This window comes from Glycomyces salinus (genome assembly GCF_016428645.1).
GTDB lineage: Bacteria > Actinomycetota > Actinomycetes > Mycobacteriales > Micromonosporaceae > Glycomyces > Glycomyces salinus.
Window position 1 is genome coordinate 90,309 of sequence record NZ_JAELXW010000003.1, and the last position, 14,484, is coordinate 104,792.

Below are 14,484 nucleotides of genomic sequence, written 5' to 3' on the forward strand. Positions count from 1 at the left end.
CGCCCTCGCCGAGCGCGAGCCGCCCGCCGGGAGCCAGGAGACCGGCCAGTCCGTCGAGGACGGCCTGCTGGTCGGCGGCGTGGTGGACCACGTGCCCGGCCCAGATCAGGTCCGCCGGGCCGCCCAGGACCTCGGAAAGTCGGCCGTCCTGGTCGAGGTCGACCACGGCCGTCTCGACCGCGAGACCGGCCTCGTCGGCGCGCTTGCGCGCGACGGCGACCATCTCGGGCTCGGCGTCGACGGCGACCACCCGCGCTTCGGGGAGGCGCTCGGCCAGCGCCAGCGCCATGCCCGCGGCCCCGCACCCGACGTCGGCCGCGAGCCGGTCGCCCGGCTCGGTCAGCACTCCGGCGAGCCGCCGGTAGCCGTCGGTGTGCGCCTCGGCCTTCTGCCTGAACCACACCGCGGCCTCGCCGAAGTCGATCGCGGCATCGGTGTCCGGGAACGGGTTCTCAGACATGGCCCGAAGCTATCATCCGACTCGGCCGATTGTTGGCGCCGAATGTGTTGCCGGTTGTTGGGAATCTGGATTGTCGGACCCTTGATCTACGGTTTGTGGCGTGAAGCAGACGGTGACTGTGAAGCTCGAACCTGATGTGGCGCAGCGCGCCGCGCTGGTGACGACACTGTCGGTCTGCAATGCCGAGGCCAACCGGGTCGCGAGGATCGCCTTCGCCCATCGCGACGAAGCCGGGCGGATCGAGCGTGAATACGCCCTGCGCGGACGGGCCTACGAGCAGGTGAAAGGCACCGGGATCGGCGCGCAGTTGGCCCAGCATGTAATCAAGAAGGTCCGTGACCCCTACACCACCATCCACGCGCAAGTTAGGACCGGAAAACTACGCGGCAATCGCGCTCGGGCCGCAACCAGCAGACCCGTTGCCTTCCGGCCAGGTGCGGCTCAGCCGTTCGACGACCGGTGCCTGTCCTGGGACTTCCAGGAGAGGACCATCTCGATCCGTACTGCTTCCGGACGGCTCAAGGGAGTACGGTTCGCTGCCTCGCGCCGGCACCTGAAGGTTCTTCAAGCGCACCGGGCGGGCGAGTCGGACCTGTTCGAACGCGATGGGGAGCTCTATCTGGCCGCGACCGTGCAGATCCCCGAGCGTGAGCGGTTCGAACCGGTCGATTTCATCGGAGTCGACCGCGGAATCGTCAACCTCGCCACCACCAGCGACGGGGACAACCACCAGGGCCGGGGTCTGGAGCGCTACCGCAGGCGGCAGGCACGTGTGCGGGCAAAGCTCCAGTCCAAAGGCACCAAGTCCGCGAAGAAACTGTTGAAGAAGCGCGCGAGGAAGGAATCGCGGCACGCTTCGCATGTGAATCACAAGGTCAGCAAGGAGATCGTGTCCGTGGCCGAACGCACCGGTCGCGGCATCGCCCTCGAGGAACTCGGTGGCATCCGCGAGCGGGTACGGCTTTCCCGGTCCCAGCGGGGCAGGATCTCGAATTGGCCTTTCCACCAGCTCGGCAGGTTTATCGCCTACAAGGCGCAGCGTGCCGGGGTGCCGGTGGTCGAGGTGGACGCGCGGCACACCAGTCAGATGTGTCCGCTGTGTCACCACACTGAGAAGGTCAATCGAAGTTCGAGAGACGAGCTCGAATGTCGTGGGTGCGGTCTCGCTGGACCGGCCGACATCGTCGCCGCCATCAACGTGCGTGCACGGGGACGGTTGGCGTGGGCTGTTAGTCAAGGGTCCTAACGTCTCCACTCACGTCGCAGCCAGCGGCGGCGAGCGAGGGACAAGCTCCCGGCCCAGCCGGAAGCCACCTGACGGTAGACATGAATCTTCCTGGTCCTGTAGGCGGACCTCCACATCAAGATGCGGCCTATGCCGCACGGCGGTGCTCGGGGACGGGGAGCGAGGCCAGCATGGCGCGGGCCAGGCCGGCCTGAATGAGCGCCGCACCCCGCAGGACCAGCGGAAGCAGCAGCGAGAGGACGATCCCGGCCATCAGGCTCACCAGGGACGCCGAGGCGTACGAATCGTCGAGTCCGAGCCACCGGGTGGCTTCGTGGAGGCCGTGCTCGCCGCCCGCCCGGTCGATGATCCAGCCGTACAGCGGCCAGGTCAGAGAGCCGAGCGCCGCGACCCACCAGGAAAGGGCGATGCAGAACCCGAAGACCGCGACCGGGAAGGAAATGACGATCCACAAGAGATTAAGCCAAGACTGGATGCAGGTGAGCGGATTCAGGAACCTGCGCAGGCGCGAGGCCCCCTCCGGCGGCTGCGCGTAATACGGTGCGGGCAGTTCCGCGTCCAGTACCGTCGCGAGCTGCGCCCGCCCGATCGCGCCGAAACCGCGCGCGGCGTGGAGCGCCACGGCCAGGACCGCCACACCGACCCACACGACGGCCAGGCCCGCCCCGACCGAGAATCCGGTTGCGGCGATCACGAATGCGGGCAGTGCTATGGGAAAGCTCGACAGGAGGTATGCGGTGTCGAGACCGATGCGTTTCGAAATCGTCTTCATGCCTCAACGCTATGGCCGGCTGCGCTCCCTTACGAGCCGGTGACCAGGTCAATCGAGGGTAGGGACAGCCCTACCACGATGCGTCGCAACGGAAGACGCACAGCGCACGGGCACTCCTGCGCTCCGGGCCGCCGCCGATGACGCCCTTCGTTTTTCGGCTCCGATGGCGCATACTCGGGTGTCATGGAACTCGCCGCTCTCGGAATCGACGCCGAGGCCGAGCGCGCCTACCGGTTCCTGATCGACCACGGCGAGGCCGCGGCGCCCGAGGTGGCCGCCGACCTCGGCTGCTCCCACCCGACCGCGGTCGCCGAGCTGGAGCGCCTGGTCGCCTTCGGCCTGGTCGCCGTCGACGGCGAGCGCTACCGGGCCGGGCCGCCCGAGCTGGCGCTGCGCTCGCTCTTGATGGGCCGCAGGTCCGAGCTCTCGCGCGCCGAAGCGGCACTGGCCGACCTGGCCGAGCGTTTCCGCAGCCAGAGCGGGCGCCGATCGGTGCGCGAGGTCGTGGAGGTGGTCAGCGGCGCCGAGGCGATCCGCAACCGCTTCATGCAGATCCAGCGAGCCGCCGAACGCACGGTGCGCGCCTTCGTCAAGGCCGAGCCGTCGGTGGTCAGCTCCGCCGAGAACGACGCCGAAGACGAAGCGGTCGAGCGGGGCGTGGCCTACCAGGTCGTCGTCGAGCGCGCCATGCTCGACCGGCCCGGCATGATCGGGCACATCCGCGACTCGATGCGCGCCGGAGAGCGCGTTCGCGCGACCGAGTCGGTGCCGCTGCGCATGGTCATGGCCGACGACTCGGCCGCCCTGGTCCCGCTCGGCTCGACCGACCGGCCCGGGGCGCTGATCGTGCACCAGTCGGGCCTCCTGGAGGCCCTGGAGGCGCTGTTCGAGATGACCTGGGAGCAGTCCGAGGAGCTGTTCGCAGAGACCGGTGCCCCCGGCGAGGACGAGGACACCCTGGACGAACAGATCCTCGCCCTGCTCGGCCAGGGCTTCGGCGACAAGGCGGTGGCTCGAAACCTGGACGTCTCGCCGAGAACGGTGCAGAGAAGACTCCGCCACCTGATGGACCAGGCAGGGGCCTCCACCAGATTCCAACTGGGCCTATGGCTCGGCCGCACCCGCCCCTGACCGCGCAGGCAGGCTGCGATACCGGACTCCGGACCGCGCCGCACCGGGTTCGGACGAGGCATCAGTCGCCGGCCCACGCTCGACGCCGCAAGGAGAGCTCGTAGTTCAGCATCTCGCAGATATAGCGAAGTGACGCGGGCGCACTGAGTCCGAACCTGTAGCAGTGCAGCGCGGCGGGCGCATTCCGCTGCCCGTCCAAGCCGATGATACGACCCTGAAAGCTCCTATGCTGCTTGACGACCTCGAAGCCCCAGATCCGGTCCCACCGGAACGTCTGGCGCCGCCCGAGTCGGCGGATGAAGGTGATCTCGTCTCGGTCCACGATGATCCTGCATGGAATGGACACAGCCTGCACGAACGTATAGATAAGGAGGATAATCACCCATAGCACGCCAAAAATGACGAAGCGGGATTCGGTGTCAGGTCTCCTGAAGACCCAAGCGACGGCCAAGACGATCGACATGACGCCGGCCACCGCGCTCCCTCCGACGGCGCCGCCGAATGCGGCCCTGCACCTGATGACCCTGGGGTACTCCATGCCCCTCAGCATATTCGGCACGGGCCACGCCGGAACTCGGTTGGTGATCGCGACCAGCGGGCCGATCTCCAAGGCCGCCCATATCGTGCCGTCCGGCCCGGCAGCGATGCCGTGGGGCATCGGTTCGGGAGAGACTCGGCAAGGCGATATGGTCGACACCATGCGGATCACGGTTCTCGGCGGCTGCGGCGCCTGGCCGGAGGCCGGGAAGTCATGCAGCGGATTCTTGGTGGAACACCAGGACTTCCGACTCGTCATCGACCTCGGATACGCGACTCTGCCGCACCTGCTCGAGCACTCGGCCCCACACCAGATCGAGGCGGTGCTGATCAGTCACGGTCATCCGGACCACTGCGCAGACCTGAACCCGCTGCTGCGAGCCAGGGCGCTCAATGACGCACCGCCTCCCGCGCTGCCGGTCTACGCGCCACCGGGAGAACTGGACGCGGTACTCGCCCTGGATCGGCCCGGAATGCTCGACGACGCCTACGACCTGCACGAATTTGAACCAGGTGAGCGGATCCCGCTGGGCCCCTTCGATATCACGACGCGACTGCTGCCACACTCGAGAACCAATGCGGGCATCCGCCTCTCGGCCGACGACCAAACCCTCGCCTACACCGGCGACACCGGCCCCGAACCGTACATCGCGGATCTGGCGCGGGACGCGGACTTGTTCATCGCGGAAGCCACCTATGCCGAGCAAGTGCCACGGGACCTTGCTCTCCAACTCTCCAGCGCCCGTGAAGCCGGCGAAAACGCCGCCGAAGCCCGAGCGGACCGCCTCCTCCTCACCCACCTGTGGCCCGGGTCGGACCCACAACCGTTCATCGAAGCGGCACGACGGTCCTACACCGGCGAAATAGCGGTAGCCGAACCTCGCCTGGTCATCGATCTCGCCTGATCCGTCGCCACGGAGTCGCCGCCCCCGGTGACCGCGGTCCTGGCGCGATGTCACCGTTGACGTAGCCTCGCCCTCCAGTTGCGGACGCCTCTTACACCCCATGAGATCGCGCCGATGATCGCGGTGGACAGGCCCGAGGTGAGCAGACCCTGACGGAACGCCGCCCAGTCTCCGACCATCCGTTCGAGCACGTTCGCGTCCGCCGGTCCGAGATTCAGCGCGATCACCGCCACTACGACGCCGAACAACGCTATCTGGGTGGCCCTCTCCAGCATCAGATCGACCAGTGCGAGGACCGAATTCGCCAGCCGCATGCCCTCCCGCCGAAGCCCTATCCGGGGGAGCCCGGACTGCCAGGCGGCGACGGCCTCGACTATCTGGGCGGTGAGCCAAACGTGGCGCTGGGAACCGTCGTCGCTGGTCAACCAGGAACCCTCGTCGCTTCCGGAGCCTGTGGTCGTCTGCGAGTCGAGGAGGTACCTGACCGCTCTGAGGCACGCCGACCGTGCTCGGTGGTCATGGCTCCCTGAGAGCGCCAGCAGGCACCAGACGCTGCCGCTGTTGAGGCATTTGTGGACCGGCTGGGGCGCGTCGTGATCGGGAGGCGTGTGCCATTCGTCGATGCTGCTGGGCCACCGGCCGGTGACTCGCTGCTGCTTCACCAGGTACTCGGTCGCCAGCCGGAACCGTTGGGGCGGCACCGAGGCGGCCCGGAGGGCGACGATCACCTGACCGGTGGTGGCCGGGTTCGGTCTGGCGGAGCTCGTGACGCCCCAGCCGTGGCTGTCGTTGTCCTGGCATCGCAGCAGGTAAGTGACCATCTTGCCGCGCAGGTCCGGCTGGTGGTCCCAAAGTGAGAACGCCCAGAGGGCCACAGCGGTGGGCATGGTGCGGGGCAGCTCGAAGTGACTCGGAGTGGAGGAGACCGAGCCGTCGCGCCGGTCGACGCAGTTCTCCAGGAATCGCAGGGCCTTCTCGATCACTTCATCGCTTCTGCTGTTCGTGGTCTTGTGCAGGGCGATCAGGGCCCAGGCCGTCGGTTCGGCTCCCGAGTACGCGAACTCGGCGCTGGGAAACGATCCGTCGCCGTTCTGGCGGTCCCGGAGCCATGCCTGCGTGCGCTCCAGGTGGGGATTCCCGACTGAGGCGGCGACATCGCCGCCGAGGTCACGCAGCGCTTCGACGGCGAGGACCGCGTCCACCGTTCCGCCCCAGACGGATGGTTCATCGACTCCGGCGGACACCGGCCATGCTGAGGTTTCCGCCAACCGATTGCGGGTGATCCATTTGGCCGCAAGTGTGAGACAACGGTTGAGTTCGTCTTCGGTGGGCCATCGGCGCTTGGGCATCGCGCACCTCCCCGGTCTGGATCGGGGACGGACCGCCTTGTGGAGGACGGGCGGCGGCGCGCATCCCTAGATCGTTGGTAGGGCTCTCGATGCGCCGTTGCACGACAGCTGCAAACTTCAAATCATAGTGACAGACCTGAAACACTCATGAGAACTTAGCATTCGTTAAGTTAAATATTATAACCTCCAAGTCCGGATTCCATGCCGAAGTATTGGAGTGGATTGACACAGTTGTGTCCCAAGCTAATCGGAGTCCGTTTCTCCAGCTCATGCTGTGGATCGAAGTGCCGAGGTTTGACGGAAGCAGAGTGATCCCAAGATCGCAATAGTCCGAACAGACATTGACATGTCAGAATCTATACATCGAGCCGAGCGGCGGAGTTCGTTTGCCGGTACTCTCCTGAACACGCCGCCTGGATCCTGGGTCGAAGCCGGTGACGACTCGAGGCAGTGGAGAGCACCGACTTCCGTGTCCCCCACGGGTTGTGGCGAATCAGTAACATGTCGGCATGTCTCGTTCATGCACCTCTCATTGGCTTCGGCTGCTTTGCGCCAGTCTCGTCCTGGTCGCCGCAGTCGGCTGCACTTCCGACGAAGGGACCCTGAGCGGCGGTGACTCGGCCTCTGCCTCTGCCGATCCCGTCGAAGAGGAGACCATTCCGCCGCTGGCGTTCTCTCCTGAGCCGGACGCCGCAGTCGAAGCCCAGGACTACTTCGTGGATGGGACGGTGCTCTACTCCCTTGAGTACGGCACCTCCTACTACGACGAGAACGAAGCGATCATCCGCGCCATCGATTTCGAAGAGGACATGGAGGTCGGCCAGGCAGTCCCGGAGCACGACCGGCCCTTCGAAGACGTCCTCGACCAGAGCGACACCGCATTCGTCAAGACCGGCGACGAGGTCGTCCTGCTCCACGCCTGGGAGGAGTCGGGAACGGTGAGCCTGCGGGCCTTCGGCGCGGACGACGGCGGGCTTCACTACACCGGCGAAGCCGAGTCCGAGATCGACGGGCAAGGGCTGTCGATCGTGCAGGCCGATGAGCAGCACGTGCTCGTGGTCATGGACGGATACCGCCGGGTCGATTATCAGAGCTATGAGAGTGCGATGTCGTTCCTGTTCGACACGGCCACCGGCGACCTGCTCTGGTCGGGTGCCGACTTCGACGCGGCCGGGGTCCTGGAGGGGGCGGTCGGCGGCGTCGCCTACACCGAGGATGAGCGGCAGGAGCTCCGAGTCGTCGATTTCGAGGACGGAGCCGTCGGATACAGCTACGAGACCGACAGGCGACTCAAGGTCGACGACATCGGGGGCGGACTGCTGCTGATGGTCGAAGGCGAGCACTTCGAGGGTGTCTTCGCAGACGACGTCTACCATGCCGCCGTCGTGGACTTGGAGATGACGGAGGTACTGGTCGAAGCAGACACGGTTGCCACGCCGTCGTGCTTCTACGATCAGGTCGCGATAGTCGGATGCCTGAACTGGGACAGCGAGGAGATCTCGGCGTTCACGGCCGAGGAGGGGCAGATCCTCTGGACGGCGGACGACGTCGGAGGAGATCGGCTGATTCCGGACCGCTGGCTGGCATCGTTCGGGGGAGTGTTCTACATGGACAACGCCGAAGGAGCCCGCCCACCTGTGGCGATCGAAGCCGCTACGGGGGAATGGTTGGCGGAGGACCTGGTGCCGGGCATGGTCGAGGTCGGTCCCGGCTACGCGGTCGCGATCGAGCAAGCCTGGAGTCATACCTCCATAGGCGTCTTCGCCGAGGTGGAGCAGTGAGCTCGCCGGAGAGATGACCGATGCTCTGCTCGTCGGTAGTATCAGCCCATGAGCGGAGCCACCACCTCGAGACGATGCCGGATCGTGACGGAGCAGCCTGGAGCCGGTGAGCGAATCGAGACGCGAGGTGCCTCGAATGAACAGTTATGAGCGTGGATACGGCAGGGGCCGCGATCCGAGGGCGGCGCTGACTGACCTGGTGGAGGGTTGATGGCTGTGTTTCGGCGGACTCGGCGGCTCGGAAGGAAGCTCGCGGCGGCCAGCGGGCCGGGCGGGAGCCAGTCCGTCTCCAGCGTGCCGGGAGTTCCAGAGGACGAGGACTTCCAGGACCCTCCTCGGCACTGGGGGCGTGTCGGGGCACTAGTCGGAGTCTGGGCCCTGGTGCTGGGAGGCGGAGCCTGGTTCGCTCCAGCATTTGCCTCCGGAGGGGGGAACGACGCCACTGACCCGCGAGATGAAGCACCACCGACCGCCACCTCAGCGGCATGGAGCTACCTGCGATATGGAACGAACGGAGAAACTGAGCGTGCTCAGCGGATAGTGTGCGACGGGGCGAATCAAGGACTTACTCCTGCTGACCTTCAGACACTTCGCGACGAGATTTCGGCCGACTACCTTGAGGGCCGGACACCGGACCTTGACGTGAGTATCGACGAGTCCTCGGCGGTTGAAGAGGGCTACTCGATCAAGGTAACGGTCTTCTACGTCTCCGGAAGACAGGAACCGAGGACCTTCATAGTCACCGTTCAGGGTGTCAATGATGAGGAGTACTGCGTCTCTGATGTCGCACTTTCAGATGAGTCAGCCAATGACGGTGAGTCGGTCGAGGACGATCCTGAACAGACCGCATCCGATTACCTTGCACTCCTCCTTGGAGCTAGAGATGCGGAGCCTGCGATTGCTGCTCAGTGCGATCCGTACAAAGGCGTTGACCCAGATGAGCTTGTCGAAGCCATCTCAGAGTGGGAGGCTCAGAACGGCGCATCTACGGGATATGTCGTAGATACTGAGCTCACCGAGGCGTCGGACGAGAATCTCAGCATTATCAAGGTTGAAGCGGCACTTGAGGGGGACTTCCAGACTCTGGACCTCACGTTTGAGGTTGGCGTGCAACCCGACTGCGTCAACTCTCTCGAAGGCGGCGACGAGCTGATGGCCCCTGATGGAGATTGAGTTCCACTCAGGATTCGGCGACACGTAGCCGTTGGTGGTTGACTTCGCTCCGATGATCACGCAGCATTAAGGCTCGCACACCTATCGTACGGGTGCGCGAGCCTAACTTCATATGGAAGATTAAGCCGCCGCCCGGTGGCCCACAGTCGGCAAACTTCGTGCCACCGGGCGGCTCTCGACCAAAGGAGCGAACCCCGTTGGTTCTCCAGACCATACCCGAATTCAGGCTGCCTGGAAACAACGAACAGACGGCGTTTCTCAACCGCCGCGCTGCCGCTGAAACCTGCCTTGAACAGGACGTTCACGCCTTCGCGTGGGCTCACGAAGACATCGATCCGCACCATCTCAGCCACCTGGCCGACACCCCCGGTGCCTACCGGTACGACCCGGCCGACCACGACCCGACCATCCCCGAGAGCGACCCGCGTTCACCGCGATACGAGCCGCCTCACCTCCGACACCAGTCAGGAGACACATGGATCATCGACCGGGCCCGCCCCTACGATCCCGACGACCCGGGCCCGTACGGCTCGCCCGGCTGGTACCAGGACACCCGCACCGGTCGCCATCGACGCGGAGAACGTCCCGATCCACTTCCCGAAACCAGCCAGGACACCGGACCGAACCGGCCGAGGCCGGGACCGAGACGGGAAGGGCGCTGGCAGGTCGGCCAGCACGAAGAGACTGAACCGAGGCTGCCCGCGGTCGCCCTCGAATCCGCTGAGGCTGAGCAGTTCAGTTCTCTCCGCGAGGGCGCTTGGTATCGCTTCCTCTCGGGCTCGCAGATCCTCCACGAAACGCACTACTCGCAGAGCGAGCCCGCGCGAGAGCGCCTTATCGCGTTGCTGCGCAATCTGCTCGACCTCATCCTGCGTCTCCTGGGGCTCGGAGGGCGCACGCCCGAGCCCGACCGAGATCTCGCTCCTGGAGTCCCGGAAGCCGGGCGGGCCTTGGCGGCCGGCAGAGCGGCAGCGCGGGTGTACCCGCCCGCTGCCGCCCCTTATATCGCCCAATGGGAGCGCCAATTCGACAGCGCGGCCTACGTCCGTCAGGAGGTGATCGCATGAACAGGCGATCCATGGCCTCTGCCTCGGTAGCCGGAGCCGAGATCGACGGCAGGCGAGTCGAATTCACTCCGCTCCCGTTCCAAGCGCGGCTGCGGGTCACCTTCTACGAGGTAGATCCCGCGGTGCTCGGCTCGGTGATCGATCTTGACACCGACGAGCCTGGACTGCGGGTCTCGGCACCACTCCACCTGGAATGGGGGAACGCTCACGCCGATCAGCTCGTCACCGAGGCCACCCGAATCTGGGCTTCGCTGGCCTCAGACTGTGAGGGCTGACCAGGGTCGGGGCAGGGGAAAGCACCCCTGTCCCACTATATGAATACATCGGGGAATTCTCGGGGCACACCGGTTCGATTTGCCCTGCTACATTGAGCAACGGAAATCAAACGATGACCGAGAGTGATATCCCACTCTCATGACACCCCCTGAAACCTCATGTCCTGCTGAAACGACGGCGGCTCGCTGATGGCCGGTGCCGAAGTCTTCAGTATGGAGCCCGACAAGGTCTACGACGCGGTCGAGGCCCTGTTCGGTGTCGAAGTGGCCATCCGATCGGCCGGAGACGAACTGCTGGGCGAGTGTGAATCGACCGCCGAAGCTTTGACGTCCGGCCATTGCGCCATCGGCGACGCTCTCGACAGCGCGGCGAACTTCTGGTGCGGCGGTCAGGCCGCCCGACTCGCCACGCTGGTCGGCAACCTGGGTGAGTACCTGGCGACCGCCGCCGAGCAGACCGTGGAGATCGACGAGTACACCTCCGACGACTTCGCGCGGTACGCCGACCACGAACTCTTCCCGGGACGGGCCGCCGAGCAGGGGTCCGCCAGGCCGGATTGGTGAGTTCCCTGCATGAGCGAACTGAACTGGGAAGACCTGCGCGACACCGATTTCTGCGTGATGAAGACGCTGGCAGAGAGGATGGACACCTACATCGCCGGCATGGTGGAGCAGGCAGAGGTCCTCACGGAGGACGTGGCGAGCAAGCACCTCAGCACCGATCACTACGAAGGCGACACCGCGGACGCCGTCCGCGACCAAGTCGGCTATGTGGCCGACAGCTTCCAGGACGACCTCAGCATCTACGTGAACGTCAAGATCAAGGCCACACTTGAAGACGCGCATAAAGAGCTCGCCGCCGCCCAGCAGGACCTCGAGGAGTTGCTGGGGAACATCGAAGCCGGCAAGTTCGCGATCACGGGCCCGGCCGACGATCACCGAGTCGAGCTCTCGGAAGACCTGCTCTACGACATATCCGAGCTCAATCCGCCATCGCTCCTGTTGTCGCGTACTCGCTTCACCGAAGCCGACTTGAATGCCGACACCGGCCGCCACTTGGTTGCGACGGAGCTGAACCACGCCGCTGAAGACCTAGCCGATGCGTTCGGCCAGGCCCTGACAGCGATCATGACTCGCGCCCACGAAGCGGAGAGCGAGGCGGTGAGCGTCCTCAAGTCGATCCTCGACGAACCGGCGGCGCAGCCGCCGCCTCTGGGGGCCACCTACGACGACTTGATCGACGATTACCAGGAAGCGGCCGACGATCGAAATGTCGACTTCCTCAACGAGCTGACGTCAGGGGACTCCGAGGCGACCCCGAACGGAGTCAACGAATGGTGGAACGACCTCGATCAAGACGAACGCGACGCCCTTCTGGAGGAGTACCCGGGCCTCCTCGGGCCACTCGACGGCCTCCCAGCCGAGGTGCGTAACGATGCCAACCATGTGAACCTCCACAACGAGATCGATTCGATAGAGCAGCAGCTCGCAGAAATGGACGCGACACTTGACGAGTACCCGTACGGAGGCTCGTTCGACGAGCAGGAATACCTTTCGCTGCAGAACCAGCTCGAAAACCTCAACTCGCTGCAAGACCGGCTGGAGACAGGCGAGGAGAACGGCGAGGACCTCTATCTGCTCGACTTCGACTCCGCCGTAGACGGGCAGGCTGTCGTCTCGGTCGGCAACCCCGATACCGCCGACCACACCGCGGTCTATGTACCCGGAACGACGTCAGATCTCGAAGGGATCGGCGGACTGGTGGACGATGCCGCAGTCATTCAGGGTGATGACAACGACTGGGGGCCGGCAGGAGAAGAGACCGCGGTGGTGATGTGGCTCGGTTATGACGCGTCTGATAGCGCATACCCGACTCACAATGACAAGATCAACCCCGAAGCCTGGTCAGCCAGCTACGCGGAGGACGCCCGCGAGGACCTGTACAACTTCGTAGAGGGCATCGACGCCAGCCACGAGGGAGAATCTCATACCACCCTGATGGGCCATTCATGCGGCAGCTCAGTCGTTGGAGCTACTGCCAGGGACTATCAGGTCGCAGCGGACCAGATCGTCGACTTCGGCAATCCGGGCCTCATGGTCGATACAGCGGACTCGCTCAGCGGCGGTGCCGACAGTGTCTGGTCCACCAGGGCCGATGGAGACGCGATCACCACTGCCGCCGGACTTTCGTACCCACTTGGAATTGACCCGGTCGCACCGGAGTTCGGCGGCCAGACATTCGATTCAGAAGCGATCGGCGACGGCGGATGTTCTATCCATAGTGGGTACCTCAAGGACGACAAAGGTGCAGATCCGAATATAGCCAGAGAGCACATGGTCGACATCATCACCGGACAGAAACAATGAATCGAATGTTCGCTCGATCCGCACTCGCGACTCTAGTCGCGCTGACCCTGCTCCTTGGAGGATGCATGTCTCAGGAATCGCTTCCCGAACGAGAGTTCGACCAGGCTGAGGCTTATCCGTTGTTGGAGCAGATTGTCAGAGACACGGCCGATGGGCTACCGGACTTTCCCGGATTTGGGAGACGCAGGTATATGAATGAGGAGGATTGCTCTCAAATCGGATCCCAATATGAGGGCTGGGTCTCCATCGAAATCAGGTATGTGTTTAGTGCCGAAGATTCCGTGACCGATCTCGTTCGAGTCGAGTACACGAATCTCCTACGTCAAATGTGGACAGAATCTGGCTATGATCTCCATAGGGACGATGGCAACGGAGACGGACCAGGATCTATGGAGGCCAGGCGGCCCGATGGAGTCAACTTGTGGTGGACCGTTGCAGGCGATGAAGGTGGTGTCTCTCTTACGCTCCAGTCCGGCTGCGTGCAGTCCACCCCGGGATTTGAGAAGCCCGACTACATCGCGCCGGCCGGTGGCGTTCCGCTCGAGGAAGATCTCGCAGCCGACCGAATGAAGCCATCGCCAGAGCCCTCGGCCGACGCGATCGCTCCCTTCGAAGGAACCCAACCGGCCGCACCGGCAGGCACTGTTTCTTGGAGTGGGCAACTAGAGAAGTTAGATTCTCGGGAGACCGACGACGGTCCGCTCTGAACCGGGGCGGCTTGCCGAAGTCGGTGGTCGGCTCTCGATGGTCGAGCGTTTCCACAGCACTCCGGAAGGCTGGAGGTACACCGAGCGAGTCTACGAGGTCAGGCACCGCGACACGAATCGGCCCGAGCCCGATGAAGCTGCCGCACTGCCGGGACCCACCGACACCGATGCCCGTTGCGAACGCAGCGGCCAAGTCAGTCCCGAGAACCTGCTCTCGGAACGTTCGTGCCTGACATGCGGCAAGCCGCATTCGCGGCAGCTTGGAGTCCCTTGGTTCGGGGACGAATCGATCGAATTGTCGTGGCTCCCCCGTACGATCTGAATCAGAAGCACGGCCGAATCAAGGAGCAACTAAATGACGCGATACCTGATCTCGTTCGACGACGGATGGATGACCTTCCCCAGGGAGGAGCTGCCCGACGTGGCCAGAGCCTCCCTCAAGGTCGTCGAAGAGGCTAAGAAAGCCGGAGTGTGGGTGATCGGTGTTGGGCTGGAGAGCCAGCGCGCATCCGTCGTGTCCACCGATGGGGAGATAGCCGAAGGGCCGTTTCCGGAGACCAAGGCGGTGCTCGGTGGGCTCTCGATCGTCGACGTCGAGACACGCGAGGAAGCCCTGGAATGGGCCGCGAAGATGGCAGCCGCCTGCCGGTGCCCGCAGGAGGTGCGGGAGCTCCTTCCAGACCCGGATGTCTGACAAAGGACTTCGGCGCATCG

At 64.6% G+C, this 14,484-nt stretch carries 14 protein-coding genes and 1 pseudogene; 11 read left to right on the forward strand and 4 right to left on the reverse strand.

The annotated features are described in order from the left end of the window. Positions 1-67 precede the first annotated feature (67 nt). A pseudogene (locus JFB92_RS26780) lies at positions 68-460 on the reverse strand (class I SAM-dependent methyltransferase); the annotation flags it as partial. Between the two features lie 100 nt (positions 461-560). Here JFB92_RS26780 and JFB92_RS01475 point away from each other — a divergent pair. Continuing rightward, positions 561-1,706, forward strand: a complete 1,146-nt coding sequence (locus JFB92_RS01475; protein ID WP_199034185.1) for an RNA-guided endonuclease InsQ/TnpB family protein — start codon at positions 561-563, stop codon at positions 1,704-1,706. 127 nt (positions 1,707-1,833) lie between these two features. Here JFB92_RS01475 and JFB92_RS01480 read toward each other — a convergent pair whose 3' ends face one another. Continuing rightward, positions 1,834-2,478, reverse strand: a complete 645-nt coding sequence (locus tag JFB92_RS01480; protein WP_199034186.1) for a sensor domain-containing protein — start codon at positions 2,476-2,478, stop codon at positions 1,834-1,836. Positions 2,479-2,661: 183 nt separating this feature from the next. Here JFB92_RS01480 and JFB92_RS01485 point away from each other — a divergent pair, with 183 nt between their 5' ends. Next, on the forward strand, positions 2,662-3,609 hold the full coding sequence (locus tag JFB92_RS01485; protein ID WP_199034187.1) for a helix-turn-helix transcriptional regulator: 948 nt from the start codon (positions 2,662-2,664) through the stop codon (positions 3,607-3,609). Between the two features lie 61 nt (positions 3,610-3,670). On the opposite strand, the gene JFB92_RS01490 is transcribed toward JFB92_RS01485, so the two are convergent. Then, positions 3,671-4,147 (reverse strand): hypothetical protein, encoded by a 477-nt coding sequence (locus tag JFB92_RS01490; protein WP_199034189.1) that lies wholly within the window; start codon positions 4,145-4,147, stop codon positions 3,671-3,673. Between the two features lie 160 nt (positions 4,148-4,307). Here JFB92_RS01490 and JFB92_RS01495 point away from each other — a divergent pair, with 160 nt between their 5' ends. Then, positions 4,308-5,051, forward strand: coding sequence for an MBL fold metallo-hydrolase (locus JFB92_RS01495; protein WP_233162157.1), 744 nt, complete (start codon positions 4,308-4,310; stop codon positions 5,049-5,051). 50 nt (positions 5,052-5,101) lie between these two features. On the opposite strand, the gene JFB92_RS01500 is transcribed toward JFB92_RS01495, so the two are convergent. Continuing rightward, positions 5,102-6,253 (reverse strand): prenyltransferase/squalene oxidase repeat-containing protein, encoded by a 1,152-nt coding sequence (locus JFB92_RS01500; RefSeq protein WP_199034192.1) that lies wholly within the window; start codon positions 6,251-6,253, stop codon positions 5,102-5,104. A gap of 656 nt (positions 6,254-6,909) precedes the next feature. On the opposite strand from JFB92_RS01500, the gene JFB92_RS01505 reads away from it, so the two are divergent. The 8 genes from JFB92_RS01505 (at position 6,910) to JFB92_RS01540 (ending at position 14,464) form a co-directional block, all read left to right on the forward strand. Next, complete coding sequence (locus tag JFB92_RS01505) at positions 6,910-8,181, forward strand: PQQ-binding-like beta-propeller repeat protein (RefSeq protein ID WP_199034194.1); 1,272 nt, start codon at positions 6,910-6,912, stop codon at positions 8,179-8,181. 210 nt (positions 8,182-8,391) lie between these two features. Beyond that, a complete protein-coding gene (locus JFB92_RS01510; RefSeq protein ID WP_199034196.1) occupies positions 8,392-9,354 on the forward strand; it encodes a hypothetical protein in 963 nt (320 codons plus the stop codon). 92 nt (positions 9,355-9,446) lie between these two features. After that, complete coding sequence (locus tag JFB92_RS01515) at positions 9,447-10,421, forward strand: hypothetical protein (protein ID WP_199034198.1); 975 nt, start codon at positions 9,447-9,449, stop codon at positions 10,419-10,421. Further along, positions 10,418-10,696, forward strand: coding sequence for a hypothetical protein (locus JFB92_RS01520; RefSeq protein WP_199034200.1), 279 nt, complete (start codon positions 10,418-10,420; stop codon positions 10,694-10,696). Before JFB92_RS01515 ends, JFB92_RS01520 begins: the two co-directional genes overlap by 4 nt. Before the next feature lie 189 nt (positions 10,697-10,885). Next, positions 10,886-11,260 carry a hypothetical protein gene (locus JFB92_RS01525; RefSeq protein ID WP_199034202.1) on the forward strand — a complete coding sequence of 125 codons (375 nt, stop codon included), beginning with the start codon at positions 10,886-10,888 and terminating at the stop codon, positions 11,258-11,260. Between the two features lie 9 nt (positions 11,261-11,269). After that, a complete protein-coding gene (locus JFB92_RS01530) occupies positions 11,270-13,063 on the forward strand; it encodes an alpha/beta hydrolase (protein ID WP_199034204.1) in 1,794 nt (597 codons plus the stop codon). Positions 13,064-13,128: 65 nt separating this feature from the next. Beyond that, positions 13,129-13,770: a hypothetical protein gene (locus tag JFB92_RS01535; protein ID WP_199034206.1), complete on the forward strand. Its 642-nt coding sequence runs from the start codon at positions 13,129-13,131 to the stop codon at positions 13,768-13,770. A gap of 355 nt (positions 13,771-14,125) precedes the next feature. Further along, positions 14,126-14,464: a YciI family protein gene (locus JFB92_RS01540; RefSeq protein WP_199034207.1), complete on the forward strand. Its 339-nt coding sequence runs from the start codon at positions 14,126-14,128 to the stop codon at positions 14,462-14,464. Positions 14,465-14,484 lie beyond the last annotated feature (20 nt).